Here is a 24,569-nt window from a genome sequence, read left to right on the forward strand (position 1 = left end):
CGTCCTGCCGTCCACGATACCCCCGCGCAAGGCCGGGGGACCCGACCGACGGAGGAAACACGGGTCATGACGTTGAAGATCTACGGGATGAGCGCGTCGCGCACCTCGCGCAATCTCTGGATGGCCGAGGAACTCGGCATCGCCTACGAGCACATCCCGGTCAAGATCGCCGACGCGGCGAGCGATCCCGACATTGCCCGCCTCAACCCCAATCTCCGGATCCCGGTGATCGAGGATGACGGCGTTGTCATCACCGAATCCATGGCGATCAACCTCTATCTGGCCGCGAAACACGGCGGGCCGCTTGCCGCCGGCAATGCCGCCGAAGCCGGGCTGATGGCCCAGTGGAGTTTCTGGGCGGTGACCGATCTCGAGGCGCTGTCGCTGACCGTGCTGCTGCACCGCCTGGTGCTGCGCGGCGAAGCCCGCGATGCCGCCCGCGCCGAGGCGGCGGAAGCCAGCCTCGCCCGACCGCTCGCCGTGCTCGACAAGGCCCTGGCCAGGGGCGACGGCTGGCTGGTCGGCGGCCGCTTCACCGTGGCCGACCTCAATGTCTCGGCCATCGTCCACTGGCTGGCGGCGGCACGCATGGATCTGTCGGGCGTGCCCAATGTCGCGGACTGGGTGAAGCGCTGCCGCGATCGCGACGCGGCAAAGACCGCCCAGAAGCTGCCCTGAGCCTTCAGGACACCGGACACCCCCACCAAAAGCTGCGGCCCCGCCCGGCGCCGTCCACGTCCCCCGACGGATGGCGCCCCGGCGGGGCCGCTTGCCCCCTTCCCCCGGGGCAGGGTATGGCGAGGCTGCCGTTACTCGGCAGGCCCCGCAATCGGCGCGCCCACCAGCGGACGGGCCAGCCCCGAGGCCGGCACATGGGCAGGGACCGGCACATGGGCAGGGACCACCTCGGGCGCATCATCCAGCGGCCGGCCGGCATCGAGCGTGGCTGCCAGGCGGTCGCGGTCCAGCTCCCCTTCCCAGCGCGCGACCACGATCGCGGCCATGGCGTTGCCGACGAAATTGGTCAGCGAGCGGCATTCCGACATGAAGCGGTCGACGCCCAGGATCAGCGCCATGCCGGCGACCGGCACGCTGGGTACCACCGCCAGCGTCGCCGCCAGCGTGATGAAGCCCGATCCGGTGACGCCGGCGGCGCCCTTGGAACTCAACATCGCCACCAGCAGCAGCAGGATCTGATCGCCCAGCCCCAGCGGCGTGTCGGTCGCCTGGGCGATGAACAGCGCCGCCATGGTCATGTAGATGTTGGTGCCGTCCAGATTGAAGGAATAGCCGGTCGGCACGACCAGACCGACGACGGGCTTGGAACAGCCGGCCTTTTCCATCTTTTCCATCAGCGAGGGCAGCGCCGATTCCGAGGAACTGGTGCCCAGCACCAGCAGCAGCTCCGCCTTGATGTAGCGGATCAGGCGCAGGATCGAGAAGCCGTTGGCACGGGCGACCGCCCCCAGCACGACCAGCACGAAGAAGAGGGCGGTGATGTAGAAGGTGCCGACCAGCATCGCCAGGTTGGCGATGGAGCCGATGCCGTATTTGCCGATGGTGAAAGCCATGGCGCCGAAGGCACCGATGGGTGCGACCTTCATCACGATATGGACGATGTTGAAGACGACCTGGGTGGTGATCTTCAGGAAGGTGAGCACCGGCGCGCCGTGCTCGCCGATCATCGACAGGCCGACGCCGAACAGCACCGAGAAGAACAACACCTGCAGAATATCGCCCGAGGCGAAGGCGCTGAAGGCGGTGGCCGGGATGATACCCATCAGGAAGCCGATGAGCGTCTGGTCATGGGCCTTGTCGGCATAGGCCTTGACCGCGGCGGCATCCAGGCTTGCCGGGTCGATATGCATGCCGGCACCCGGCTGGACGACATTGGCGATCACCAGCCCCACGATCAGGGCCAGCGTCGAGAAGACCAGGAAATAGATCATCGCCTTGGCGCCGACCCGGCCGACCTTCTCAAGATCGCTCATGCCGGCGATGCCGGTGACCACGGTCAGGAAGATGACCGGGGCGATGATCATCTTGACCAGCTTGATGAAGGCGTCGCCGAGCGGCTTCAGATCCGCGCCCAGCTGCGGATAGAAATGGCCGAGTACGATGCCCGCCGCCACCGCGATCAGGACCTGGACATAGAGGTGCTGATAAATTTTTTTCGGCCGGGCCGCGCCTGCCTGCGCGCCCTGCCCTGCGAGACCCTGTGCCATCGCCGGCGTCCTCCTCCGGATTGTCGCCGGCGTGCGGCGCCGGCCGATCTTGGAATCCGGCCCGCCATCCCCTGCCGGCGGGCCCGGAGGCCGCTGTTGGCAATCGGCGTGCCAGCTGGCACCATGACGATCAAATCCTTGAATTCCCTGATGGAATACCCCGCATGCGCCATCGGACTTTGCGCGAAGCGTGCGGATATTCGCCCAAAGGGGCGGGGATTTTGGCGAACTGCCGCACAATGTGTGGATTTGCGCCCGGGTGCGATTCGTCGGACACTGATGCCATGACCGACCGCGCCGCCCTCACACCCCCGGGCACCACCACCGCCGGGCCCGCCGATGCCAGCCTGATCCGCCTGAGACGGATCCGGGTCTGGGCGGTATTCGTCTGCCTGTGGCTGGTGATCGGCGGGCTTGTGGTCTGGCAGGCCGGGCGGATCGCGCGGGACGAGGTTCTGGCCGATCTGGGCCAGGCCGGGCGGGTTTCGCTGTCGCTGAACGCCGAGACGCTGGGCGCCGAGATCGACAAGCAGCGCGCCCTGCCGGTGGTGCTGGCGCGCGATCCCGATGCGCTTGCAGTGCTGCGGGCACCGGATGATACCGACGCCCGCGACCGGCTGAACCGCAAGCTCGAGGCGCTGGCCCGCGCCACCCGTGCCGCGGTGATCTACCTGATCGACGATGACGGCCTGACGCTGGCAGCCAGCAACTGGGCGACGCCGGTCAGCTTCGTGGGCAATGATTACGGCTTCCGGCCCTATTACGCCGTGGCCATGGCCGAAGGCGCCGCCGAGCATTTCGCCATGGGCACGGTCAGCCACCGACCGGGCATGTATCTGGCCCGGCGGATCGACGACGATCGGGGGTCCGTTCCGCGCCATGGGCTGGGCGTGATGGTGGTGAAGATCGAATTCGACCGGCTGGAGGCGATCTGGGCCGGCGCCCCCGAACGGATCTTCGCCACCGATGCCCGCGGCGTGGTTCTGGTCAGCGGGGTCGCCGGCTGGCGCTTCCGCAGCCTGACGCCGCTGCCCGAAGAGATGCGGGCCGCGATCCGTGCCGGGCTGCAATACGGCGATGCACCGCTCGACCCGCTGCCTTTCGCGCCCGCGGCCGGCGATCAGACGCTGCTGCGCGTCGATGATGCCGTTTTGCTGCATCAGAGCCTGACCATGCCCGAAATCGGCTGGACCCTGCATCTGATGACCCCGGCCGACCAGGCGATGCTGCGGGCGGTGGCCGATGCGCGCGCGCTCGCCGGCACCGGCATCGCCCTGCTTGCGGCCCTGGCGGCCGCCGGGCTGTATCGCCGCCAGCAGCTGCAAGGCCGGGCCGCCCGCGCCACCCTGGAACGGCAGAGGCTGGAGGCGGCGGTTGCCGACCGCACCGCCGATCTGGCCCGCGCCTATGCGGCACTCGAAGCCGAAATGGAGGAACGCCGCCAGGCCGAGGCCGCCGCACGGCGCCTGCAGGACGATCTGATCCAGGCCGGGCGGCTGGCGGTGCTGGGCCGGATCGCCGCCAGCGTCGCCCACGAGGTCAACCAGCCGGTGGCAGCGATCCGCGCCTTCGCCGACAATGCCCGCGCCTTCCTGGACCGCGACCGGGCCGATGCCGCCCTGGCCAATCTGTCCCGCATCGGCGAGCTGACCACGCGCATCGGCACGATCACCGGCCAGCTGCGCGGCTTCGCCCGCAAGGCCGGCACCGCCCCCAGACCCGTGCTGGTGACGGAGGCGATCGACGGCGCCCTGCTGCTGCTGGGCCACCGGATCCGGGTCACCGGCATCGACCTGGTCTGCGACATCCCGTCAGAGACCGGCGCGGCGCGGGTGGTGGCGGAGCGGGTGCGGCTGGAACAGGTTCTGGTCAACCTGATCGGCAATGCGATCGACGCGGTCGAGGGGCAACCGACACCGCGGATCGCCATCACGGTCGCGCGCACCATTGCCGGGGACGGCACGGCGCGGCTCAGGATCCTGGTCTCGGACAACGGGCCGGGGCTGCCGCCCGATATCCGCGAGGCCCTGTTCCTGCCCTTCCGCACCACCAAACCCGACGGGCTGGGGCTGGGGCTGGTGATCTCGGCCGATCTGGTGCGCGACATGGGCGGCACGCTGGCCGCAGAGCCGCCCGCGGCGACGGGCGGCGCCACCTTCATCATCGATCTGCCGGAGGCCAGATGACCCGCGAGCTGCCACAGGTGGTCTTCGTCGACGACGAGGACGATGTCCGGATCGCCAATGCCCAGACCCTGGACCTGGCCGGGTTCGACGTGCTGACCGCAGCCTCGGCCGAGGCCGCGCTGGCGCTGGTCGACCGCGAGTTTCCGGGGGTGGTGGTCACCGACATGCGCATGCCGGGTATCGACGGGCTCACCTTGTTCGACCGGCTGCGGGCACAGGATCCGGACCTGCCGGTGATCTTCGTGACCGGCCATGGCGACATACCGATGGCGGTGGAGGCGATGCGCCGCGGCGCCCAGGACTTCCTGTCCAAACCCTATCCGGCCGAGGCGCTGGTGGACGCGGTGACCCGGGCCACGCGGCTGCGCCGGCTGGTGATGGAGAACCGCCGGCTGAAGGCCGCCCTGGACGCCGAGGCGGCGCTGGGGCTGATCGGCCGCACGCCCGAGATGGAGCGGCTGCGCGAGACCGTGCAGGCGGTCGCCGCCGCCGATGTCGACGTGCTGGTGTTGGGCGAAACCGGATCGGGCAAGGAGGTCGTGGCCCGCGCGCTGCATGCCGGCAGCCGGCGGCGGACCGCCCGGCTGGTGGCGCTGAATTGCGGTGCCCTGCCCGAGACGGTGATCGAGAGCGAGCTGTTCGGCCATGAACCCGGCGCCTTCACCGGTGCCCAGCGCCGCCGGGTCGGGCGGATCGAACATGCCGATGGCGGCACGCTGTTCCTCGACGAGATCGAGAGCATGCCGAAGAGCCTGCAGGTTAAGCTGCTGCGGGTGCTGGAGACCCGCACGGTCGAGCCGCTGGGCACCAACGACATCCGGCCGGTCGATCTTCGGGTGATCGGCGCCACCAAGGTCGACCTGTTGCAGGAAGCGGCCGAGGGGCGGTTCCGCGACGACCTCTATTACCGGCTGAACGTGGTGACGATCCGCATTCCGCCGCTGCGTGAGCGGCGGGGCGATGTGCCGCTGCTGTTCGCCCATTTCCTGGAGCGCGCGGCCGCCCGCTTCGGCCGGCCGGTGCCGGCGCCGGACGATGCCGTCCGTCGCCATCTCGCCGCCCATGACTGGCCGGGCAATGTCCGCGAACTGGCCCATTTCGCCGAACGGGTGGCGCTGGGGCTCTCGGCCGAAACTGCACCGGGCTCAGGGCCCCTGCCCGCGGGCGCGGCCGGGCCGGGCGACGACCCGGATCTGCCCCTGCCCCGCCGCGTGGACCGGTTCGAAGCGGGGGCGATCCGCGCCGCGCTGGCGCTGCATGACGGCGAGGTCAAGGCCGTGATCCAGGCGCTGGGCCTGCCGCGCAAGACCTTCTACGACAAGCTCCAGCGCCACGGCATCGACCCCAACGACTATCGCCGCACCCGTCGGAGCTGATGGCGTCGGGACTGATGGCTCAGGCGGCGGTGACCCGGTCGATCCAGGCGCCCAGCACCGTCATCACCTCGTCTCGATTGGTCTCGTTCAGGGTTTCGTGACGGGCGCCGCCGAAGACATGGACCGAGACATCGGCCAGGCCCGCCGCCCGATAGCGGCCGACCAGCGTATCAAACCAGACCATGTCGCCGCCGACCGGGTCGCGATCGCCGATGAACAGCAGCAGCGGCATGTCCCGCACCAGCCGCGCGGTCGCCTCGGGCTGCCAGATCGGGCCGCAGACCTCGAAAATGGAGCCGAACGAGGCCTCGGCCACGGTGAAGCCGCACAAGGGATCGGCGATATAGGCATCGACCTCGGCCGGGTCGCGGCTCAGCCAGTCGAAGGGGGTGCGGGCATCGGGGATGGTCTGGTTCAGGTCTTCCAGCCGGAAACTGCCCGAGGCGGCGGCCTGGCCCAGCATGTCGACCGCGGTGGTGCCCGACAGCGCCACGCCGTCCACCGCCCCCGGATGCCGGGTCATGAAGGCCTGGGCGGCAAACGAGCCCATGCTGTGGCCCACCAGCACCCGCTTCAGCCCCGGATGGCGCCGCCCCAGATCGGCGGCGATCACCGCCAGATCGTCGACCAGCGCCGCAAAACCGGCCGCCCCGAAATCGCCGAGCGTGCCGGCCTCGGCCGCCGCCGGCCCGTGGCCGCGATGATTGGCGGCATAGACCGCGTGACCGGCGGCGGTCAGCCGGCGGGCAAGCCGGTCATAGCGGCCGATATGCTCCCCCATGCCATGGGCAAGCTGCACCACGCCCCGGGGCGTGCCCTCGGGCAGCCAGGCCCGGACCCGGATCTCGTGGCCGTCGGGCGCGGTCAAGGTGAAGGCGGTGTCGTCGGCGGTCATGGCTTGCGGTTCCTCCGGTGCCGGCACGCGCCGGCACCCCATGCGCCGGCCGGCCGGTCGTTGTCCGGTATGGTGAACCGTCGGCGCAGTCGACGCAATGCGCCGATGACACGACACCGGGTTCAACCCGCCTCAACGCGATTCCGGCCGGCGTCCTTGGCCCGGTAGAGTGCCGCATCGGCGCGGGTGATCAGATCGTCGATGCTGCCGGTCTCGGAATCGGCGGTCGCGAGGCCCAGGCTGGCGGTGACCGTCAGGCAGCTGCCGTCGATCAGGCCGAAACTCCTGTCGGCCAGCGCCGTGCGCAACCGCTCCGCCGTGGCCAAGGCGGCGTCCTGATCGGCTTCCTGCAGCAGGATGACGAATTCCTCGCCGCCGAACCGGGCCAGAATGCCGCCGGCACGCATTTCATCGGCAAGCCGTTTCGCCACGCCCTTCAGGATCTCGTCGCCGGTGCCGTGGCCATAGCGGTCGTTGATCCGCTTGAAGTGATCGATGTCGAGCACGATGACGGCCAGCGCGCGGACATAGCGTCGGGCGGCGGCGAGTTCACGACCCGCGATGTCGAAGAAGGACCGCCGGTTCATCACCCCGGTCAGGAAATCGGTCTCGGCCATCCGCTTCAGGCGCTGGATCAGATCCTCGCGGTCCTGCTCCACCTTCCGGCGCTCGGCGATCTCGGCGGTCAGCTCGGCGGTGCGCTCGGCCACCCGCGCCTCCAGCCCGAGATTGGCGCGGACCAGCTCCTCCTGTTTCTGCGTCAGCGCGGCGATCATCCGTTGCAGCGACCAGGCCAGGTCCCGGACCTCGCGATAGCCGCCGTCGAGCGGCACCTCGTCGGGGCTGCTGGTCTCTCCCACCCGCCGGGCCGCCCGGCTCAACCGGTCGAGCGGCGAGGCGATGCGGGCCGCCAGCCACAGCGCAAAGCCGCAGGCGGTGGCCGCGATCGCGACCGCACCCCACAGAATCAGGCGGCGCAGATCGCGGACCGGAGCCAGGGCCTGATCGACCGGCTGGCGCACCACCACCGTCCAGCCAAGGCCCGGATAGTCGCGAAACCCCTGGCTGCGATGCAGGGCCGTCAGATAGGCGCGGTCGCCATCGGGCCAGGTTTCCACCCAGGGCCCCGGATCCCTGCTCCCGGCAGTCAGACCCGGCAGATCGAGTTTCTGCCCCTCGAGCGCACGAGGGCCGAGCAGAACGGCACCATCCTTGTCGACGACCAGAATGTCGGTGCCGCTGCGGCTCTCCCCCGGCGCGATCAGCGACCGGCGGATGTCGTCGGCCCAGCTCCACGACAGGTGGGCGCCGACGACGCCGATCAGCCCGCCCTCGGCCATCACCGGCATCGAGACGTCGACGAAACGCAGCGGCGTGCCCGGATCGGGGTTGGTCAGCAGCCGTTCCAGAAGCAGGGCCTTGTGAACGTCGCCGGCGAAGGGCCCTTTGAGGGCGCCCACGAACCAGGGCCGGGCCGAGACGTCTTCCCCTTCCAGCAGCCGGCCGGTCGAGGCAAGAACCCTGCCCTGCACATCGGTAAAGCCGATCCAGGCGTAATCGGGATAGGTCTGCTGCAGAATTTCAAGCGCGACCCGCTTGGCGGCAGTGTCGTCGCCCCGCAGCACCGGCCGCGCGGCGATGATCCGGATGTCCCGCCAGCGTTCGAACATCGCGCGGTCGAGCTTGTCGCTCATCTGGAAGGCAAGCTCGTCCAGACTGTCGCCGATCTCCGCCGCCTGCCGCCGTCCGGCCACCTCTGCCACCACAAGGGCGAGCAAAACCACCGTGGTCAGGGCGAGCCCGGCCATCGTGACGGTGAGAAGGGTTCTGAGCCCCGGCCGGCCCAGCCGACGAGGGCGACGTATTCCGCGATCCGGACCGGTCGCCGTCGCCATATGTCATGGTCCTTGTGTCTCACGGCAGCGCTTCACGGTTTTAACATGCTGTCCTGCCCCTTGACAGAGATCGCATTCCACCGCCACCTTTTGCGATAGCAGTGCCCCCGGATTGGGAAGGTCGCCATGCCGATGGTGATGGTTTCGTGGAGACGGTGCTCCCGTCGAACCGGCAACGGTTCGCGGACGGGCGCGCCGTCATGCGCGGCCCGCCGGGCGGACCGCGCCAAGGCCTGGTACAATCAGGACATCGTCCTCGCCTATGATTTCCCGCGGGCCTGATCGCGCCCGCGGCCGCCCGTTTCAGGGCCGGGCCGCCCTTTTCTCCGACAGCTTTACGCCCCACCGCCCGAACCGGATGCAGCCGCAGCCGGATGTCGTGGCCGTGCGGGCGCCCCACCGCCCGTCGCATCCTGCGTGATGCCGCGGCGGGCGGCTTGTCAGGACATCGCGATCAGATGACCCGCATTCCCGAACCCTTCCGCATCAAGATGGTCGAGCGCATCCGCCAGACCACCCGCGAAGACCGCATCGCCGCCCTGGAAGAGGCCGGCCACAACCTGTTCCTGCTGCGCGCCGAGGACGTCTACATCGACCTGCTGACCGACAGCGGCACCGGTGCGATGAGCGATGCCCAATGGGCCGCGATGATGACCGGCGACGAGGCCTATGCCGGCAGCCGCAGTTTCTATCGCCTGGAAGCCGCGGTGCAGCGGCTGTTCGGCTATCGCCATGTGGTGCCGACCCATCAGGGCCGCGGCGCCGAGCAGATTCTGTTCCCGGTGCTGATCGCCCGGGCCCGCGCGCGGTCGGGCAACCCCGCCGCGCGGCCGGTTTTCCTGTCCAACCATCATTTCGACACCACCGCCGCCCATGTCGAACTCGCGGGCGGGCGCGCGGTCGATGTGCTGACGCCAGCCGCCTACGACACCGGCCGGCCCTTCGACTGGAAGGGCAATTTCGATCTCGACCGCCTGGCGGCCGAAATCGATGCGGCCGGGCCTGAGAACGTCGCCGGCGTGATCATCACCATCACCTGCAACAGCGCCGGCGGCCAGCCGGTGGCGATGGACAATATCCGCGCCGCCGCCGCGCTCGCCCGCGCCCATGGCATCCCGGTGGTGATCGACAGCGCCCGCTTCGCCGAGAACGCCTGGTTCATCAAGCGCCGCGACCCGGCCTGGCGCGATGCGGCGCTGACCGAGATCGTGGCGGCGATCTATGCCGAAGGCGACGTGCTGACCATGTCGGCCAAGAAGGATCCGATGGTCAATATGGGCGGGCTGTGCGCAGTCCGCGACGACGCGGACCTCTTCGCCGGCGTTCAGGCGCTCTGCGTGCCGATGGAAGGCTTCATCACCTATGGCGGCATGTCCGGACGCGATATGGACGCGCTCGCGGTCGGCCTGGACGAAGCGGTGGACGAGGCCTTCCTGGACTATCGCATCGCCCAGGTCGCCCATCTGGGTCAGCGGCTGATCGAAGGCGGGGTGCCGATCCAGGCGCCGACCGGCGGTCATGCGGTGTTCGTCGATGCCGCGCGCATGCTGCCGCATATCCCGGCTGCCCGCTTCCCGGCCCAGGCGCTCGCCAACGCGCTCTATGTCGAAGGCGGCGTGCGCGGGGTGGAGATCGGATCGCTGCTGCTGGGGCGCGACCCGGAAACCGGGCAGCAGAAGCCGTCGAAGCTGGAACTGCTGCGGCTCACCATCCCGCGCCGGGTCTATACCAACGACCATATGGATTATGTGGCCGACGCCCTGATCCGGGTGAAAGACCGCGCCCACGACCTCAACGGACTCGGTTTCGTGCACGAGCCCAGGGTGCTGCGTCATTTCACCGCCCGATTGGCCCCGGACAGCGCAGGACCGCTGCGCCGCAGCGCCTGACCCACGGCCTCGCCGTCGGCGGCATTGTTTTGCCGCTTGGCGGCGCCCGCGGCACCCGGCAGTCTCATCATGCACCGGTTCCCGACCCGACAGACAGGCCGGCCGGTGCGTGACCCCGGAGACGCCGACCGATGAAGACCCCCCATCCGCTGAAATCCATCGACATTGCCGAACTGGCCCGCCGCCATTTCGGCAGCACCCCCGATGCCCTGGAACCCGAAGAGCGCCGGGTGCTGGCCGGCATCGCCCGGCACACTCATCTCTCCCGCGATGTTTCAGACCTCGCCGATGAACAATCCGGCCGCTGGGAAAGGCTGGCTGATCGGGTGGCCGCGATCGGCGGATCCTGGGGCTTCATCCTGAGCTTCACCGGCGTGCTGGTCGCGTGGATGGTGCTCAATGCCGGGCTGCTTCAGCTCTGGCATCTGGCCTTCGACCCCTACCCCTTCATCTTTCTGAACCTGATGCTGTCGATGCTGGCCGCCGTCCAGGCGCCGATCATCATGATGAGCCAGAACCGCCAGGCGGCGAAGGACCGCATCGCCGCCGCCCATGACTACGAGGTCAACCTCAAGGCAGAACTCGAGATCATGCGGCTGCACGAAAAGATCGATCAGCTGCGCATCGAGCACCTCGAAACCATTTCCCGCCACCAGGCCGAAATGCTGGAACTGCTGCACAGCCGGATCGAGCCCCGCCCCGGTGCCGCGCCGGATGCGGCCGGGCCCGCCGGCTGAGCCGGCGATATCACAAGCCATCGCTTGACATATTCCCAAGCGCCACGGACAATCCGACCTGATATTGATAATGAGTCGCAATCTTAATTGCGACACACCAAAGGACCGGATCCCATGGCCTTCGAGCTTCCCTCCCTGCCTTACAGCACCACGGCCCTCGCCGCCCGCGGCATGAGCCAGGAGACGCTGGAACTCCATCACGGCAAGCATCACCAGGCCTATGTCACGGCCCTCAACGGTTTCGTCGCCAAGGATGAAAGCCTGCAGGGCAAGTCGCTGGAAGAGATCATCCATCTCTCGGCCGGGCGCGCGGACATGGCGCCGGTGTTCAACAATGCCGGCCAGCACTGGAACCACATCATCTTCTGGCAGAGCCTGGCCCCGGCCGGCGGCCGCATGCCCGACCGGCTGGGTGCGAAGATCACGGAGGATTTCGGCAGCCTCGATGCCTTCAAGGAGGCCTTCCGCGCTGCCGCGATCAGCCAGTTCGGCTCGGGCTGGGCCTGGCTGGTGCTGAAGCCCGACGGCAGGCTCGGCGTGTCGAAGAGCCCGAATGCCGCCAACCCGCTCTCGGCCGCAGACGGCCGCACTTTGCTCGGCCTCGATGTCTGGGAGCACAGCTACTATCTGGACTTCCGCAACCGGCGCCCGGATTACGTGACCAACTTCCTGGACAATCTGGCGAATTACGACTTTGCCGAAGCGGAGCTGCTCGCCGCCTGAGCCTCGCGCACGGTCTGGTCCAGCTCGGATTTCAGCCAGTCTCCGAGCCGGGCCACCGCCGCCGACGGCACCCCCCGCGTCCCGCGCCGGATCAATCCGTAGCGGGAGCCGTCGGCGGCGAACCCTTCGGGTGCCGTCAGACGCCCGGCTGCAAGGTCGTCGGCCACCACCAGCAGCGGGCAGAGCGCAACCCCAAGCCCTGCGATGGCGCTTTCGGCCGCCAGCACATGATGGTCGAACAGCCGGATCTCGCGCGGCTGCGGCACCGCCGGATGCAGGGCCAGCCAGTCGGCCCAGCCCCGCGGCCGGGTGGTGGACCCCAGCGCCACATAATCTCCATTCCTGAAAGCCGCCAGTTGAGCCGCCGTCGCCACCGGCCCCATCGCTTCTTCGACCACCGGCTCGACGAGCCAGCCCGGCTCGACCGGGAAATCCAGCCGCCTGACGGCCAGCCCCGCGCCACCGGTGCCAAGATCCGGCCGGCCGCCACCGACCGACAAATGTACCCGCAGATCCGGATGATCCGCCTCGAACCGGCCGAGCCGCGGAATCAGCCAGCGCATGGCGATCGAGCGTTCGCAGGACAGCACCACCGGCCCCTCGGCCGCCCCGCGGATCCGCGCCAGCGCATCGCCCACCTGATCGAGTGCTGCATGCGCCGCCGCGGCCAGCACCGCCCCTTCAGGCGTGGGCCGGATGCCGCGCCCCTCGGGCTCCACCAGCCGCACGCCCAGATCCCGGGCCAGCTTGCCGATCCGCCGGCTGACCGCGCCATGGGTCAGCACCAGCTCTTCCGCCGCCGCGCGCACACCCCCCAGCCGCACCACCGCTTCGAAGGCGCGCAGATCGTCGAGCGAGGGGATTTCGGATCGTTTCATTTTTGCCTGGGCTTCTCACCGTTGCTTGCGATGCAAGCTTAGGCCCGACGAGCGCATTTCCACAGCAAAACCCGTCAGCTTTTGTCACCAGTTATGGTCGGAACCCATCGCTTTTCCTAGCCCGCCCCGCCGCTAGACTGAGGCCGACACCGCAGCAGCCGCGAAGGGGCGAGAGAGATGACAGAGACGGCACCGGTTCTGGTCACCATGGGTGATCCGGCAGGCATCGGCCCCGAAATCATCGTGAAGGCGCTGGCGGGTGCCGCCCGGCCGCTGCCGGTCGTGGTGGTGGGGGACGCCCGGGTGATGGCGCGGGCGGTCGGGCTCGTGGCCCCAGATATGCGGATCGATATCGTCACCGATCCCCTGGCCGGGACGGCGGGTCCGGGGGTGATCAGGCTGGTGGAAAGCGGCCGGATCGATCCGCCTCCGGGCTTTGGCCGGATCGATGCCGCGGCGGCGCAGGCAGCGGTCAATGCCGTGCGGGCAGCGGTGCGGCTGGTGCAGGCGGGACGCGGTTCCGCGATCGTCACCGCGCCGATCAACAAGGCGGCGCTCGCCCTGGCCGGGCTGTCCTGGCCGGGCCACACCGAATTGCTGGCGGCCCATGCCGGCCGGGGGCCTGCGGCGATGATGCTGGCTGGCCCGGATCTGCGGGTGGTGCCGGCAACCCTGCACATGGCGCTGGCCGAGGCGGTGGCCAAGCTCGATCACGACACCGAACTCGCGGCGATCCGGGCCGCCGATCAGGGGGCACGCGCCTTCGGCATTCCGGCCCCGCGGGTGGCGGTCGCCGCCCTCAACCCCCATGCCGGCGATGGCGGACGGTTCGGCGATGCCGAGGCCCGGATCCTGGTACCGGCCATCGCGGCCGCACGCGCCGAGGGCATCGATGCCTCGGGCCCCTGGCCGGCGGATACCGTCTTCCTTCAGGCCCGCCGCGGCCGCTTCGACGTTGTGGTCGCCCAGTATCACGATCAGGCGATGATCCCGGCCAAGCTCGACGGGCTGGATGCCGCGGTCAACGTCACGCTGGGGCTGGACCTGATCCGCACCAGCCCCGATCATGGCACGGCCTTCGACATCGCCGGCCGCGGCATCGCCGATCCGGCGCCACTGCTGGCCGCCATCGCCTGCGCCCGCCGCCTGTCCTCGCCCCCCGCCTTCCGCGACCCGGCCGACAGCCCAACCGGAGCCTGACCCCATGTCCGACCGCCTGATCTTCATGGCAACCCGCAACGATGCCACCGTTGCCGGGGCCGAAACCCTGGTCGAGACCGCGGCCGCGCTCGGCATCCGCCGGATCGGCTTCAAGGATGTCGGGCTGGACCGCAACGGTCTGGCGGCACTTCATGCCCGCATCAAGGCCGCGGGCGCCGAAAGCGTGCTGGAGATGGTCTCGCTCGATCCCGCCGCCGAGGCGGCGGCGGCACGGCTGGCGGTCGATCTGGGCGTCGACCTGCTGCTCGGCGGCCGGCATTCGGACGCGGTGCTGCCGGTGATCGCCGGCCACGGCCTGCGCTATATGCCCTTTGCCGGCGCGGTGTCCGGCCATCCCAGCATGCTATCGGGCAGCGATGACGAGATCGTGGCCGATGCCGCCCGGCTGTCCGCCATGGATGGCGTTTCGGGCGTAGATCTGCTGGCCTGGCGCCGGCCGGGCGATGCAGCGGGGCTGATCGCGAAAGTGGTGGCCGCCATCACGCCGAAGCCGGTGATCGTGGCCGGATCGATCGACAGCCCGGCAGCGGTGACAGCCGTGGTCGCGGCTGGTGCCGCCGGCTTCACCATCGGCACCGCCGCGATCGAGGGTAGTTTCGCCGGGGCGGCCCCCGAGCTTTCAGCCCAGCTCGGCGCCGCGCTGAAGGCGCTGGCCGAAGCCGAGGGGCGGATCTCCGCCGCCGGCACCGTCGACCTCGCCCGCGCCTTCGCCGGGTTCGACGATTGCTGGAGCCCGCGCATCGGCGGGCGGATCAACGACATGCATCTGAAGCTGGTCAAGCTGTCCGGCGCCTTCGTCTGGCACCGCCACGAGGTCGAGGACGAGCTGTTCCTGGTGACCCGCGGCCGGCTGCTGATGAAATTCCGTGACCGCGACGAAGAGGTGGCGGCCGGCCAGTTCATCATCGTGCCCCATGGTGTGGAGCACTGCCCGGTGGCGCTGGACGAGCCCTGCGAGGTGGTGCTGCTGGAACCGGCGACCACGGTCAACACCGGCACGGCCGGCGGCGGGCGTACGGTCACCCATCTCAAATCGATCTGAGCCGCCCGACCGGATCAGCCCCTCAGACCACCCCGCCATTGGCCCTGAGGGTCTGGCCGTCGATCCAGGCGCCGTCGGGGCCGGCCAGGAAGGCGACCGCGGCGGCGATGTCGCCGGGCGTGCCCAGCCGTTCCAGCGGCGACAGCTTCGCCAGACGGTCGACCAGCTCCGGCGACTTGCCGTCCAGGAACAGATCGGTGGCGGTGGGTCCGGGGGCGACCGCGTTGACCGTGATGCCGCGGCCGCGCAGTTCCCGCGCCAGGACCATGGTCATCGCCTCGACGGCGGCCTTGGTGCCGGCATAAGGGCCATAACCCGGCTGCAGCAGGCCGACCACGCTGGACGACAGGTTGACGATCCGCCCGCCCTCGCCCAGGCGCCCTGCCGCCTCGCGCATCACGTTGAAACTGCCGCGCAGATTGATCGCGATCATCCGGTCGAAGACCTCGTCGGTCATCCCGGCGATCGGGCCCAGCGTCATGACACCGGCATTGTTGACCACCACGTCGACCCGGCCGAACGCCGTGATCGCCGCATCGAACAGGCCGGTCACGTCCTCGGTGCGGGCGATGTCGGCACGGCAGGCCACCGCCCGCCCGCCGGCATCGATGATGCCGGCCACCACCTCTTCGGCGGCCCCGGCATTGCCGGCATAATTCACCACCACCGCCAGCCCGTCCCCGGCCAGACGCCGGGCGATCGCGGCACCGATGCCGCGCGAAGCACCGGTCACGATCGCAACCCGCGGCGCCGTCTGATCCTGTCCGCTCATCTGTCGTCTCCTGCCTGAGTGGCCCTGGGTCTGAGTGGCCCTGGGTACCGCACAAGATGCACCTGGGCTCCTCCCGGATAATCGGCCATGATTCGGTATCATCATCCGGATAAGGCGAATGATCAGATGGATCGGTTTGAGACGATGCGGGTCTTCAGCCGTGTGGTGGAGCGGCGCAGCTTCACCCGGGCAGCCGAGGATCTGGGCTTGCCCCGCTCCACTGTCACGGATGCAGTGAAGGCGCTGGAGGCGCGGCTGGGCGTGCGCCTGCTGGAACGCACCACCCGCCAGGTGCGCCCGACACCGGATGGCGAAGCCTTCCATCAGCGTTGCCTGGCGCTGATCGCCGATCTGGAGGATGCGGAGGCGTCAGTTGCGGATGCAGGGTTGCGCGGCCCTCTGCGGGCCGATGTTCACGGTACCCTCTGGCGGCATGTCGTGCTGCCACATCTACCTGCATTCCTGGAACGTCACCCCGGTATCGAGCTCCGTGTGACAGAGGGCGACCGGCTGGTTGATCTGGTGCGCGAGGGCATTGATTGCGTGCTGAGGGTTGGTACGCCACGCGACGGCCGGCTGATCGCCCGACGGGTGGCACTGCTCGACGAGGTAACGGTGGCAAGTCCGGATTACCTGTCCCGCCATGGACGGCCGCGGGATCTTCAGGCGCTAGACGGCCATATGACGATCGGCTTCTATTCCAGTGCGACTGGCGGCCTTTTGCCGCTGGAGTTCACCCGTGACGGCGAAGTGGTTGAGATCACCTTGCCGGCCCGGCTGACAGTGGACGGCGCCGAGACCCTCACCGAGGCCGCGCGGCTGGGGTTGGGACTCATCCAGGTGCCGCGCTATCATGTCGCTTCCGACATAGCAGCCGGCCGGCTTGTCGAAGTGTTGGAGAATTTTCCGCCGACACCCACGCCGGTCCATCTGATGCATCCCGAGGGACGCCAGCCCGCGCCGCGCGTCCAGGCCTTCACAGCCTGGCTTGCCGGCCTTTTCCGGGCCGAGGCACGCCGCTGAACAGCAGCAGCGCCGCCAGACCCGCGATGATGCCGAGGCCCAGCGACAGAACCAGGGCGCCCTCAGCCCCCCAGCGCGCCATGACCGCAGCATAGGCGACGGGGGCCACGGCCGAGGCGGCGAAGCCCGGTGCGATCAGCCGGCCCACCGTCAGCCCGTAGCGGCGGGGATCGAACAGCACCAGCGGCAGGGTCCCGCGGGTGATGGTCAACAGCCCGTTGCCGGCACCATAGGCGAGCGAGAAGCCGAGCGCCGCCACGACCGAACCGCCGCCCGCGAGGCAGGCGGCGAAAGCGGGCGGCAGCAGCAGGCAGGCGATCAGGTTCAGCCGCTTCGCATCGCTGCGCCCCCCCGTCGTCACCTCGCACAGCCGGGCCGCCGACTGGCCGACACCACGGGCGGCGGCGACCCAGACCGCCGCCTGGGCCCCGAGCCCCAACCCGGCCAGGATCGCGATCATATGAGCGGCCATGCCGGCCGCCAGAAAGGCCGCCACCGCCATGATCAGCGCATAAAGCATGGCCGGAGCCAGGGGCCTGCGCGCAGTCGGGGGTGTGCGCGCGGCCGGCACCGGCCGCAGGATGGCCGGGCGAGGCCCATGCCCGGCCGGCAGCCCCAGATGCAGCGGCAGGGTGGCGAGCGCCAGCACGGCATAGACGACCACCGCACCCCGCCAGCCCAGCGCCTGCATCAGCCCCTGGCCCAGCGGCCAGAAAAGGCTGGACGACAGGCCGCCCAGCAAGGTGACGGCCGACATGGCCGGCCCCGCCTGCCGGCCGCCGATGCGGGCGAGGGTCGCGAAAGCGGCGTCATAAAGCGTGAAGGACATGGCGAGGCCCAGGCAGATCCAGGCCGCGACATAGAGCACCGGCCCACGGGCCGCCGCCAGCAGCAGGCAGCCCGCGGCCATGGCGACCGCGCCTGCGATCATCACCCACCGCCCGCCATGCCGGTCGACCAGCCGGCCGGCGAAAGGGGCGGCAAGGCCGGTGACCGCCAGGCCCAGCGCGAAACCGCCATGCACCTCGGCCGCGCCCCAACCCAGATCGGCGGCGATCGCCGTGCCGAACACGCCGATCAGATAATAGCTCACCCCCCAGGCGACGAGCTGGGCCAGAGCCAGACGCAGGACGATGCCCCGGGCGATCATCGGCCGGCATCGCCGGGCAGGGTCGCATCCCCTTCGCCCAGCGGGCGCTGCATCAGCACCGAATTCAGCCAGCCGCCGAATTTGAACCCGACCGATTCGAAGGTGCCGACGATCCGAAAGCCCATGCGGCGGTGAAGCGCGATCGAGCCGGCATTGGCCGAATCGCCGATCACCGCCAGCATCTGCCGCCACGGCCCGGCCTCGCAACGCCCGATCAACGCCCCCAGCAGGGCGGTGCCGATACCCCGCCCGCCCAGATCGGGCGCCACATAAACCGAATCCTCGACCGTGAACCGATAGGCCGATCGCGGCCGATAGGCGGTGGCATAGGCATAGCCCGCCACCCGGTCGCCCAGCAGCGCGACCAGATAGGGCAGATCGCGTGCGACAACGCCCTGCCAGCGCTCGGTGATCTCGGCGACCGAGGGCGGCTCTTCCTCGAAACTCGCCCGGCCGGTCCGGACGTGATGGGCGTAGATGGCCGCAATCGCGGCCATGTCGGCGGGGGTCGCATCGCGCACGACCACCCTTGCGGGGGCCGCGGCTGCGGCGCCCTCGGTCGTCATTCTGCCGATATCCATGACCTGGGTCTTTCGGGTTCCGGGCCGGGCGCCATCCGCGCGCCCCGCTCCGTGCCCCGCCATCATGGCCTGTGCCCGTGCATCAAAGAAGCTTCTGGAAATCATGCAGAGCATGAGGAATTCTTATCGAATGAACCGGCTGGATCTCGACTATCTGGGCACCTTCCTGACCGTGATCGACTGCGGCAGCTTCACTGCCGCCGCCGAACGGCTGGGCCTGAGCCAGCCGGCGGTCAGCCTGCAGATCCGGCAGCTGGAGCGCCGGCTCGGCACCACGCTGATCGAGCGGGTGGGCCGCAAGGCCCGGCCGACGGCGGCGGGGGCCGAATTGCTGGCCCATGCGCCGAAGATCGACGCCGCGGTCGGTGCCGCGATCGAGGCCGTGTCGCATCACGCCGCCGGCGATGCGGGGCGCGTGCGGCTCGGCACCGGCGCCACCGCCTGCATCTTCCTGCTGCCGCCGCTGCTGGGAGAACTGCGCCGCCGTTTTCCCGGCACCGAGATCACGGTCACCACCGGCAACACCGCCGATATCGTCAAGGCGATCGAAGACAATCTGATCGATCTGGGCCTGGTCACCCTGCCGGCCGCGGGGCGGATGCTCGAGATCACGCCGGTGCTGGAGGATGATTTCGTCGCCATCGCCCCGGCCGAGATGGCCCTGCCGGCACGGGTGACCGCATCCAGCCTGGCGGGCCTGCCGCTGCTGCTGTTCGAACCCGGGGGCAACACCCGCCGGATCGTCGACGACTGGTTCGCCGGTGCGGCGGTGCCGCTCCGGCCGGTGATGTCGCTCGGCAGCGTCGAGGCGATCAAGGCCATGGTCGGCGCCGGGCTCGGCTGTTCGGTTCTGCCGGGCATGGCGGTGCCGGGCGGCACCCTGCCCGGCATCACCGTCCGGCCGCTGTCCCCCCGCCTGCACCGTCGTCTGGCGGTGGTGATCCGCCGCGACAAGCGCCTGACCCGGGGCCTGCGCGCGGCGGTGGAGACCCTGCGGGATCTGGCGGCCGGTCAGGCCGCCGCGATCGCCGCCACAAGCGCATCGACGGGGCCGAACAGCTGACCGGCATCGAGCAGCCGCGCGCCGGCCCCTTTGTCCAGGATCAGTGCCGGAACGCCGTGCACACCCATTCGGCGCGTCGCCTCGCGGCCGGCCGCGATCCGCGCCCGGTCTGCCGCCAGCAATGCAGGATCCGGTGCCTGGAACCGCGCGGCCGCCGTGGCCATGCCCAGCCCGTCCAGGACACCGGCAATGACCCCGCGATCGGCATTGTCGAGACCGTCGACATAGCGGGCTCGCTGGATCGCCTCCAGCGCCGCCAGCTCCTGCGTCAGGCTCTCGCCGGCCGGTGCCGCAAGACGCACGGCGGTCAGGGCCAGAGTGGCCGGCCCCGAATCGACCCGGCCACCCGTCGCCCCCAGCACCTGGCGGCGATAGCTCTCGGTGAAGGGCTGGCCCGAGAGCCGGGCGATGCGCTGATCCGCAGCCCAGGCATGGGCTCCGAAGCCGTCATTCATGGGAAAGGCGCCGCTGCCAGCGAACAGCCCCACGGGGAGCGGGTCCAGCGCAATACCGGCCTGGCCGGCCAGGCGGCGGATGGCGGGCGCGGCACCGTAGCACCAGCCGCAGAGCGGATCGAACAGCCAGGTGACGGACACCGCGCCGGCCATGTCAGTAGCCTACGGTGAAGCGCTGGCGGATGTGCTTCGGCGTCTCGATCTCGTCGACCAGCGCCACGGCGTAATCCTCGAACGAGATGCTGCTGCCGCCCTCGCCCACCAGCAGCTGGTCGGTGCCGAGACGGAAAGTGCCGGTGCGCTCGCCGGGCACGAACATGGCCGCCGGCGACAGGAAGGTCCAGTCCAGGTCGTCGATGCCACGCAGAATGTCGAGGAATTCGGCGCCCTTGCTGGCCTCGGCATGATAGGCGGCGGGGAAGTCGGGCTGATCGACCAGGCGCTTGCCCGGCGCCACCTCCAGGCTGCCGGCACCGCCGACCACCAGATAGCGCACGACACCCGAGGCGCGCACGGCGGCAATCAGCTTCTCCGGGTCGCTCGCCAGGAAATGAACCGAGCTGATCACCGCGTCATGACCTTTCAGGATGTCCGCCAGTCCGTTGACGTCGAAGACGTCGCCCGCAACTGCGGTCACGCCCGGCAGGGCGGCGATCTTCTCAGGGTGCCGCGCGATGCCGGTCACCAGGTGGCCGCGATCCGACAGCTCCTTCAGGATGCGCGCGCCGGCATTGCCCGAGGCGCCGATGAGGGCGATCTTCGCCATGATTGAGGGATCCTTCCGCTCGGATATGGAGGGTGGTCTTCATTCAAGACCCGGTCCGGAAAGTGGACCGTGGATCCGAGGTATGCTACACCCTGATCCCGCGCAAGAAGTCATCTTCGCGTCATCTGGTCACTGCGGCGTGACCTTTGCGTCCTTCCGGGAGAGGCGACATGGCAATGCAGACCGCCGAAAAGACCCCGCGCGACGACCCGCCGGGCCCCTGGGACCGCCCCGCAGACGAGCCCTGCCCGATCCGCGACGTGCTCGACCGGATCGGCGACCAGTGGAGCATGCTGGTGCTCTCCGCCCTGTGGGAGGGCACGAAGCGGTTCAACGAGCTGGGCCGCCAGATCGGCGACATCTCGAAGCAGATGCTGTCGCGCACGCTGAGGCGCCTGGAACAGGACGGTTTCGTGCGCCGAACCGTCTATGCCGAAGTGCCGCCCCGGGTGGAGTACGAGCTGACCGATCTCGGCCGGTCGTTCATGGTGCCGATGCGGGCGCTGGTGGTCTGGGCGGACGACAATCACGCGGCCATCCGCGCCGCCCGCGACAGCTATGAGGGCTGATCGCCACCCGTTCCCCTTGCGATGAGCGCGAGCAGGATGCGCCTGAGTTCCGTCTGCGCCTCCTCCGGGGTCAGATCGCCCGCGACGGCCGCATCCGACAGGGCGTCCGCCGCCCCCAGCATCGCCCAGAGCCCGGCGGCGGACAGATCTCCGTCCGGCGCGAAGGGACCGAGCAACTGCCGACAGGTTTCCAGAAAGGTGCGCTGATAGTCCCGCTTCAGCGCCGCCAGCTCGGGTGATCCGGCAAGGGCGGCGAGCACGCCTGGGATCTCGCGCCCCTGGGCCGCCACGCAATCGACATAGCAGGCGGCGATGATCCGCGCCCGATCCGCAGCCGTGGGGGCGCCCGCCTCCAGCGCTGCGGTCATCGTGGCGGTCTGGCGGGCGTCGAAATCGCGATAGAGCGCGGTCAGCAAGCCCTCGCGGGTGCCGAAATGATCATAGACCACCGGCTTGGTGACACCCGCCCGCTCGGCCAGCCGGCCAAGGGTCAGAGCATCCGTGCCCTCGTCGCGGATCACCCTCCACGACATGTCGAGCAGCTGGCGCAGCCGGTCCTCGCGGCTGAGGCGGCGGCGGGGTGTGGAAGAGCGGTCGGTCGGGACGCTTGACATGGCCTATGTACCAAAAGTAACTTACTAAAAGTATATAACAGCAGCCCGCGATCTGCAATCCATCCCCCTCGGCCCCCATCCATCTGCACCGGAGAGCACGCCCCATGCATGCGCTCATCGTCCTCTCGCATCCCGATCCCGGCTCCCTGACCCATGCCGTTGCCGCCCGCATCGCCGACGGCGTGGTCGCGGCCGGACATACCGCCACCCGCGCCGATCTGGCGGCCGAAGGCTTCGATCCACGCTTTTCCGACGCCGATCTCGCCGCCCATCGCGGCCGGACGGCGATCCCCGACGATATCCTCGCCGAACAGCGGCGGATCGATCAGGCCGATGCCCTGATCCTGGTTTATCCCGTCTACTGGTGGTCGATGCCCGGTCTCCTCAAGGGCTGGATCGACCGGGTGTTCAGCAATGGCTGGGCCTATGACGACCGGCCGGGCGACGGGATCCGCAAGCTGCTGGGCCGGCTGCCGGTGCATCTGGTGGCGCTGGGCGGTGCCGATCTGCGGACCTATGCCCGCCACGGCTATTTCGGCGCCATGCGCACCCAGATCGACCACGGCATCTTCGACTATTGCGGCGCGCCGGTGGCGACCACCGAGCTGATGGTCGACACCGATCCCGGAGAGACGGCCGCCGCCCATCTCGACACCGCCCATGCCCTGGGCCGACACCTGTTCAACGACGCGCGCACCACCCGCGCCGCCTGATCGCGCCTGCCTCTCGACACCGACGCGCGACATGCCCGAGGATAGCTGCATCCCCCGGTATCTTTTACGCAGAGGAGAGCAGGATGACGACGCGGTTCGTGACACGGCTGGCGCTGGCCGCCGCAACCTTCCTCGCCGCGGGCGGCAGCGCGCTCGCCGGGGAGGGTTCGCTGTGGAAGGTCTATGACGAGAGCCTGAAATCGGCGAAATACATCGACCTCACCCATGCCTTCGCGCCGGTGCAGCCGGTCTGGCCGGGTTTCTCCAACGCGAAGTTCAGGCCGGCGGTAGCCGGCCAGGACATTCCGGGCTATGTCGCAAAGGGGGAGGAATTCACCTACGATAAGCACGGTTTCGTCGCCTCGGCCTATGACCTGACCACCGACCAGTACGGCACGCAGCTCGACCCGCCCTCGCACTGGAATCCGCTGGGTGCCACGATCAGCGATCTGCCGCCGACCTATGCCGTGCGGCCGCTGGTGGTGATCGACATCAGCGGCAAGGTGGCGGCCGATGAAGGCTATCACCTCCAGATCGCCGATATCGAGGCCTGGGAGGCGAAGCACGGCCGCATTCCCGAAGGCTCGGTCGTGTTCGTGCGCTCCGACTGGTACAAAAAATGGAGCGACACAGCGCGCTTCAACCAGAAGCCCTTCCCCGGGGTCGGGCTCGATGCGCTCAAATTCCTGCACCTGGAACGGAAGATCCTGTTCCACGGTCACGAGCCGCTCGACACCGACACCACGCCGACGCTGGAGGGCGAACACTGGCTGCTGCACAATGATTTCGTGCAGGCCGAAGGCGTCGCCAATCTCGACAAGGTGCCCGAGGCGGGCGCCCTGGTCACCATCGGTTTCGCAAAGCCCGAAGGCGGTTCCGGCGGCTTCGCCCGCTATGTCGCCATCGCCCCGGCGGACTGGCCGGAGGGGGTGACGATCGCCGAGGCGCCGGGCGCGCCGCTGCCGCGCCAGCCGGCACCGCTGGTACGCGACGAAAACGGGGTGTTCCGCCCGAAGCCGTGACCCGGCCTCATCCCTGACCCGCCCTCACCCCTGGCGCGGCACCAGCTGCCAGATCCGTTCGACCACCTCGCTCAAGCCCTTGAGACCGCGCTCGACCGGCGCGGTCTCAAGCTCCTGAACGTGGTAGTCCGCGCCGTAGAGCGCGTGAACCTCGTCGGCCTGCACCGAAAAGGGGGGGCCCTTGGCGAGGGACTGGTCGTATTCATAGCTGATCAGCAGCTGCCGTGCGCCGCCGGTCAGGCCACGCAGATGGCCGGCATAGTGCCACCGGACATCTCCCGGCAGGGCGACCAGCGCCGCACGGTCATAGATCGCATCCACCGGCCCCAGATGCGCCGGGGTGAGCGCGAAGACGTCGCCCACGAAGATGTCGATACCGGCGGCGGAGAAGCGCTCCAGCGGCCCCGCCGCCGTCACCTCGGGGGCAAGCTCCAGCTCGGCGAAAAGCTGCTCGATCGCGCTGCGGTTCAACTCGGCACCGGCGACCCGGGCGCCCCGCCCCATCAGCCAGGCAATGTCGCGGGTCTTGCCGCAGAGCGGCAGAAAGACCCGGCTGCCCGCCCCCGCCGCCAGACGGTCGGCATGCCTCACCAGGAAATGGTTGGGGCGGCCTTCATGGAAGCCGATCTCGTTGCGCTGCCACTTGCCGTGCCAGAAGTCGGGGGTCATGCCGCATACCACCTTCCGTAAGCGTCGGGATCTGCGTCACTCTAGTCGCGACGGGTCGCGGACGGAAGGTGCACGGGATGCAGGATGATGCTGCAACCGGCGCCT

General features: G+C 69.4%; 24 protein-coding genes. 13 read left to right on the plus strand and 11 right to left on the minus strand.

Annotation, left to right across the window (positions count from 1 at the left end):
- Positions 1-66 precede the first annotated feature (66 nt).
- Positions 67-678, plus strand: a complete 612-nt coding sequence (locus tag TMO_RS26385) for a glutathione S-transferase family protein (protein WP_014748124.1) — start codon at positions 67-69, stop codon at positions 676-678.
- A 131-nt stretch (positions 679-809) separates the two neighbouring features.
- On the opposite strand, the gene TMO_RS26390 is transcribed toward TMO_RS26385, so the two are convergent.
- The gene (locus TMO_RS26390) at positions 810-2,225 is read right to left on the minus strand and encodes a dicarboxylate/amino acid:cation symporter (RefSeq protein WP_014748125.1); all 1,416 of its coding nucleotides are present in this window, start codon (positions 2,223-2,225) and stop codon (positions 810-812) included.
- A 284-nt stretch (positions 2,226-2,509) separates the two neighbouring features.
- Here TMO_RS26390 and TMO_RS26395 point away from each other — a divergent pair, with 284 nt between their 5' ends.
- Together TMO_RS26395 and TMO_RS26400 are read left to right on the plus strand one after the other, a co-directional pair.
- Complete coding sequence (locus TMO_RS26395) at positions 2,510-4,411, plus strand: ATP-binding protein (RefSeq protein ID WP_014748126.1); 1,902 nt, start codon at positions 2,510-2,512, stop codon at positions 4,409-4,411.
- Positions 4,408-5,787: a sigma-54-dependent transcriptional regulator gene (locus TMO_RS26400; RefSeq protein ID WP_014748127.1), complete on the plus strand. Its 1,380-nt coding sequence runs from the start codon at positions 4,408-4,410 to the stop codon at positions 5,785-5,787. The genes TMO_RS26395 and TMO_RS26400 overlap by 4 nt, the downstream gene beginning before the upstream one ends.
- Before the next feature lie 19 nt (positions 5,788-5,806).
- Here the strand turns inward: TMO_RS26400 and TMO_RS26405 are convergent, their stop codons facing one another.
- Together TMO_RS26405 and TMO_RS30030 are read right to left on the minus strand one after the other, a co-directional pair.
- A complete protein-coding gene (locus tag TMO_RS26405; protein WP_014748128.1) occupies positions 5,807-6,682 on the minus strand; it encodes an alpha/beta fold hydrolase in 876 nt (291 codons plus the stop codon).
- Between the two features lie 122 nt (positions 6,683-6,804).
- Positions 6,805-8,577: a diguanylate cyclase gene (locus tag TMO_RS30030; protein WP_014748129.1), complete on the minus strand. Its 1,773-nt coding sequence runs from the start codon at positions 8,575-8,577 to the stop codon at positions 6,805-6,807.
- Positions 8,578-9,035: 458 nt separating this feature from the next.
- Here TMO_RS30030 and TMO_RS26415 point away from each other — a divergent pair, with 458 nt between their 5' ends.
- From TMO_RS26415 to TMO_RS26425, 3 genes are all read left to right on the plus strand, one after another.
- On the plus strand, positions 9,036-10,466 hold the full coding sequence (locus TMO_RS26415) for a tryptophanase (protein WP_041607622.1): 1,431 nt from the start codon (positions 9,036-9,038) through the stop codon (positions 10,464-10,466).
- 131 nt (positions 10,467-10,597) lie between these two features.
- Positions 10,598-11,203: a DUF1003 domain-containing protein gene (locus TMO_RS26420; protein ID WP_014748131.1), complete on the plus strand. Its 606-nt coding sequence runs from the start codon at positions 10,598-10,600 to the stop codon at positions 11,201-11,203.
- A 114-nt stretch (positions 11,204-11,317) separates the two neighbouring features.
- Positions 11,318-11,926 carry a superoxide dismutase gene (locus TMO_RS26425; RefSeq protein WP_014748132.1) on the plus strand — a complete coding sequence of 203 codons (609 nt, stop codon included), beginning with the start codon at positions 11,318-11,320 and terminating at the stop codon, positions 11,924-11,926.
- On the opposite strand, the gene TMO_RS26430 is transcribed toward TMO_RS26425, so the two are convergent.
- Positions 11,890-12,804 (minus strand): LysR family transcriptional regulator, encoded by a 915-nt coding sequence (locus TMO_RS26430; RefSeq protein ID WP_014748133.1) that lies wholly within the window; start codon positions 12,802-12,804, stop codon positions 11,890-11,892. The two genes, TMO_RS26425 and TMO_RS26430, sit on opposite strands and share 37 nt — an antisense overlap.
- Before the next feature lie 177 nt (positions 12,805-12,981).
- Here TMO_RS26430 and pdxA point away from each other — a divergent pair, with 177 nt between their 5' ends.
- Both pdxA and TMO_RS26440 read left to right on the plus strand, forming a co-directional pair.
- Positions 12,982-14,004, plus strand: a complete 1,023-nt coding sequence (gene pdxA / locus TMO_RS26435; RefSeq protein ID WP_014748134.1) for a 4-hydroxythreonine-4-phosphate dehydrogenase PdxA — start codon at positions 12,982-12,984, stop codon at positions 14,002-14,004.
- Between the two features lie 4 nt (positions 14,005-14,008).
- Positions 14,009-15,067 carry a cupin domain-containing protein gene (locus TMO_RS26440; protein WP_014748135.1) on the plus strand — a complete coding sequence of 353 codons (1,059 nt, stop codon included), beginning with the start codon at positions 14,009-14,011 and terminating at the stop codon, positions 15,065-15,067.
- Between the two features lie 22 nt (positions 15,068-15,089).
- On the opposite strand, the gene TMO_RS26445 is transcribed toward TMO_RS26440, so the two are convergent.
- Positions 15,090-15,839, minus strand: coding sequence for an SDR family oxidoreductase (locus TMO_RS26445; RefSeq protein WP_014748136.1), 750 nt, complete (start codon positions 15,837-15,839; stop codon positions 15,090-15,092).
- Positions 15,840-15,965: 126 nt separating this feature from the next.
- On the opposite strand from TMO_RS26445, the gene TMO_RS26450 reads away from it, so the two are divergent.
- Positions 15,966-16,862: a LysR family transcriptional regulator gene (locus TMO_RS26450; protein WP_041607911.1), complete on the plus strand. Its 897-nt coding sequence runs from the start codon at positions 15,966-15,968 to the stop codon at positions 16,860-16,862.
- Here the strand turns inward: TMO_RS26450 and TMO_RS26455 are convergent.
- Positions 16,816-18,012, minus strand: coding sequence for an MFS transporter (locus TMO_RS26455; RefSeq protein ID WP_014748138.1), 1,197 nt, complete (start codon positions 18,010-18,012; stop codon positions 16,816-16,818). The genes TMO_RS26450 and TMO_RS26455 overlap by 47 nt on opposite strands.
- Positions 18,009-18,578, minus strand: a complete 570-nt coding sequence (locus tag TMO_RS26460) for a GNAT family N-acetyltransferase (protein WP_041607913.1) — start codon at positions 18,576-18,578, stop codon at positions 18,009-18,011. The genes TMO_RS26455 and TMO_RS26460 overlap by 4 nt, the downstream gene beginning before the upstream one ends.
- 145 nt (positions 18,579-18,723) lie before the next feature.
- On the opposite strand from TMO_RS26460, the gene TMO_RS26465 reads away from it, so the two are divergent.
- Complete coding sequence (locus TMO_RS26465) at positions 18,724-19,656, plus strand: LysR family transcriptional regulator (protein ID WP_051045628.1); 933 nt, start codon at positions 18,724-18,726, stop codon at positions 19,654-19,656.
- On the opposite strand, the gene TMO_RS26470 is transcribed toward TMO_RS26465, so the two are convergent.
- On the minus strand, positions 19,605-20,264 hold the full coding sequence (locus TMO_RS26470) for a DsbA family protein (protein WP_041607624.1): 660 nt from the start codon (positions 20,262-20,264) through the stop codon (positions 19,605-19,607). The genes TMO_RS26465 and TMO_RS26470 overlap by 52 nt on opposite strands.
- 1 nt (position 20,265) lies before the next feature.
- Positions 20,266-20,877 carry an NAD(P)-dependent oxidoreductase gene (locus TMO_RS26475; protein WP_014748141.1) on the minus strand — a complete coding sequence of 204 codons (612 nt, stop codon included), beginning with the start codon at positions 20,875-20,877 and terminating at the stop codon, positions 20,266-20,268.
- A 176-nt stretch (positions 20,878-21,053) separates the two neighbouring features.
- On the opposite strand from TMO_RS26475, the gene TMO_RS26480 reads away from it, so the two are divergent.
- On the plus strand, positions 21,054-21,446 hold the full coding sequence (locus tag TMO_RS26480) for a winged helix-turn-helix transcriptional regulator (protein WP_051045629.1): 393 nt from the start codon (positions 21,054-21,056) through the stop codon (positions 21,444-21,446).
- On the opposite strand, the gene TMO_RS26485 is transcribed toward TMO_RS26480, so the two are convergent.
- Entirely contained in the window at positions 21,434-22,060 is a 627-nt protein-coding gene (locus TMO_RS26485; protein ID WP_014748143.1) for a TetR/AcrR family transcriptional regulator, read from the minus strand. The two genes, TMO_RS26480 and TMO_RS26485, sit on opposite strands and share 13 nt — an antisense overlap.
- Before the next feature lie 104 nt (positions 22,061-22,164).
- Between TMO_RS26485 and TMO_RS26490 the strand changes: the two genes are divergently transcribed.
- Both TMO_RS26490 and TMO_RS26495 read left to right on the plus strand, forming a co-directional pair.
- The gene (locus TMO_RS26490) at positions 22,165-22,773 is read left to right on the plus strand and encodes an NAD(P)H-dependent oxidoreductase (RefSeq protein ID WP_014748144.1); all 609 of its coding nucleotides are present in this window, start codon (positions 22,165-22,167) and stop codon (positions 22,771-22,773) included.
- Between the two features lie 83 nt (positions 22,774-22,856).
- On the plus strand, positions 22,857-23,795 hold the full coding sequence (locus TMO_RS26495) for a cyclase family protein (RefSeq protein ID WP_014748145.1): 939 nt from the start codon (positions 22,857-22,859) through the stop codon (positions 23,793-23,795).
- Between the two features lie 24 nt (positions 23,796-23,819).
- Here the strand turns inward: TMO_RS26495 and tmpT are convergent, their stop codons facing one another.
- Positions 23,820-24,464 (minus strand): thiopurine S-methyltransferase, encoded by a 645-nt coding sequence (gene tmpT, locus TMO_RS26500; RefSeq protein ID WP_014748146.1) that lies wholly within the window; start codon positions 24,462-24,464, stop codon positions 23,820-23,822.
- Positions 24,465-24,569 lie beyond the last annotated feature (105 nt).

Source organism: Tistrella mobilis KA081020-065 (genome assembly GCF_000264455.2).
GTDB classification, from domain to species: domain Bacteria; phylum Pseudomonadota; class Alphaproteobacteria; order Tistrellales; family Tistrellaceae; genus Tistrella; species Tistrella mobilis.

What these genes read in the sequence shown, in the direction of transcription:
- TMO_RS26455 (WP_014748138.1), bottom strand. Translation starts at nt 18,012, where the DNA reads ATGATCGCCCGGGGCATCGTCCTGCGTCTGGCTCTGGCCCAGCTCGTC.
- TMO_RS26415 (WP_041607622.1), top strand. Translation starts at nt 9,036, where the DNA reads ATGACCCGCATTCCCGAACCCTTCCGCATCAAGATGGTCGAGCGCATC.
- TMO_RS26440 (WP_014748135.1), top strand. Translation starts at nt 14,009, where the DNA reads ATGTCCGACCGCCTGATCTTCATGGCAACCCGCAACGATGCCACCGTT.
- TMO_RS26445 (WP_014748136.1), bottom strand. Translation starts at nt 15,839, where the DNA reads ATGAGCGGACAGGATCAGACGGCGCCGCGGGTTGCGATCGTGACCGGT.
- TMO_RS26420 (WP_014748131.1), top strand. Translation starts at nt 10,598, where the DNA reads ATGAAGACCCCCCATCCGCTGAAATCCATCGACATTGCCGAACTGGCC.
- TMO_RS26430 (WP_014748133.1), bottom strand. Translation starts at nt 12,804, where the DNA reads ATGAAACGATCCGAAATCCCCTCGCTCGACGATCTGCGCGCCTTCGAA.
- pdxA (WP_014748134.1), top strand. Translation starts at nt 12,982, where the DNA reads ATGACAGAGACGGCACCGGTTCTGGTCACCATGGGTGATCCGGCAGGC.
- TMO_RS30030 (WP_014748129.1), bottom strand. Translation starts at nt 8,577, where the DNA reads ATGGCGACGGCGACCGGTCCGGATCGCGGAATACGTCGCCCTCGTCGG.
- TMO_RS26475 (WP_014748141.1), bottom strand. Translation starts at nt 20,877, where the DNA reads ATGGCGAAGATCGCCCTCATCGGCGCCTCGGGCAATGCCGGCGCGCGC.
- TMO_RS26390 (WP_014748125.1), bottom strand. Translation starts at nt 2,225, where the DNA reads ATGGCACAGGGTCTCGCAGGGCAGGGCGCGCAGGCAGGCGCGGCCCGG.
- TMO_RS26385 (WP_014748124.1), top strand. Translation starts at nt 67, where the DNA reads ATGACGTTGAAGATCTACGGGATGAGCGCGTCGCGCACCTCGCGCAAT.
- TMO_RS26400 (WP_014748127.1), top strand. Translation starts at nt 4,408, where the DNA reads ATGACCCGCGAGCTGCCACAGGTGGTCTTCGTCGACGACGAGGACGAT.
- TMO_RS26495 (WP_014748145.1), top strand. Translation starts at nt 22,857, where the DNA reads ATGACGACGCGGTTCGTGACACGGCTGGCGCTGGCCGCCGCAACCTTC.
- TMO_RS26405 (WP_014748128.1), bottom strand. Translation starts at nt 6,682, where the DNA reads ATGACCGCCGACGACACCGCCTTCACCTTGACCGCGCCCGACGGCCAC.
- tmpT (WP_014748146.1), bottom strand. Translation starts at nt 24,464, where the DNA reads ATGACCCCCGACTTCTGGCACGGCAAGTGGCAGCGCAACGAGATCGGC.
- TMO_RS26485 (WP_014748143.1), bottom strand. Translation starts at nt 22,060, where the DNA reads ATGTCAAGCGTCCCGACCGACCGCTCTTCCACACCCCGCCGCCGCCTC.
- TMO_RS26460 (WP_041607913.1), bottom strand. Translation starts at nt 18,578, where the DNA reads ATGACGACCGAGGGCGCCGCAGCCGCGGCCCCCGCAAGGGTGGTCGTG.
- TMO_RS26465 (WP_051045628.1), top strand. Translation starts at nt 18,724, where the DNA reads ATGAACCGGCTGGATCTCGACTATCTGGGCACCTTCCTGACCGTGATC.
- TMO_RS26450 (WP_041607911.1), top strand. Translation starts at nt 15,966, where the DNA reads ATGGATCGGTTTGAGACGATGCGGGTCTTCAGCCGTGTGGTGGAGCGG.
- TMO_RS26395 (WP_014748126.1), top strand. Translation starts at nt 2,510, where the DNA reads ATGACCGACCGCGCCGCCCTCACACCCCCGGGCACCACCACCGCCGGG.
- TMO_RS26490 (WP_014748144.1), top strand. Translation starts at nt 22,165, where the DNA reads ATGCATGCGCTCATCGTCCTCTCGCATCCCGATCCCGGCTCCCTGACC.
- TMO_RS26425 (WP_014748132.1), top strand. Translation starts at nt 11,318, where the DNA reads ATGGCCTTCGAGCTTCCCTCCCTGCCTTACAGCACCACGGCCCTCGCC.
- TMO_RS26470 (WP_041607624.1), bottom strand. Translation starts at nt 20,264, where the DNA reads ATGGCCGGCGCGGTGTCCGTCACCTGGCTGTTCGATCCGCTCTGCGGC.
- TMO_RS26480 (WP_051045629.1), top strand. Translation starts at nt 21,054, where the DNA reads ATGCAGACCGCCGAAAAGACCCCGCGCGACGACCCGCCGGGCCCCTGG.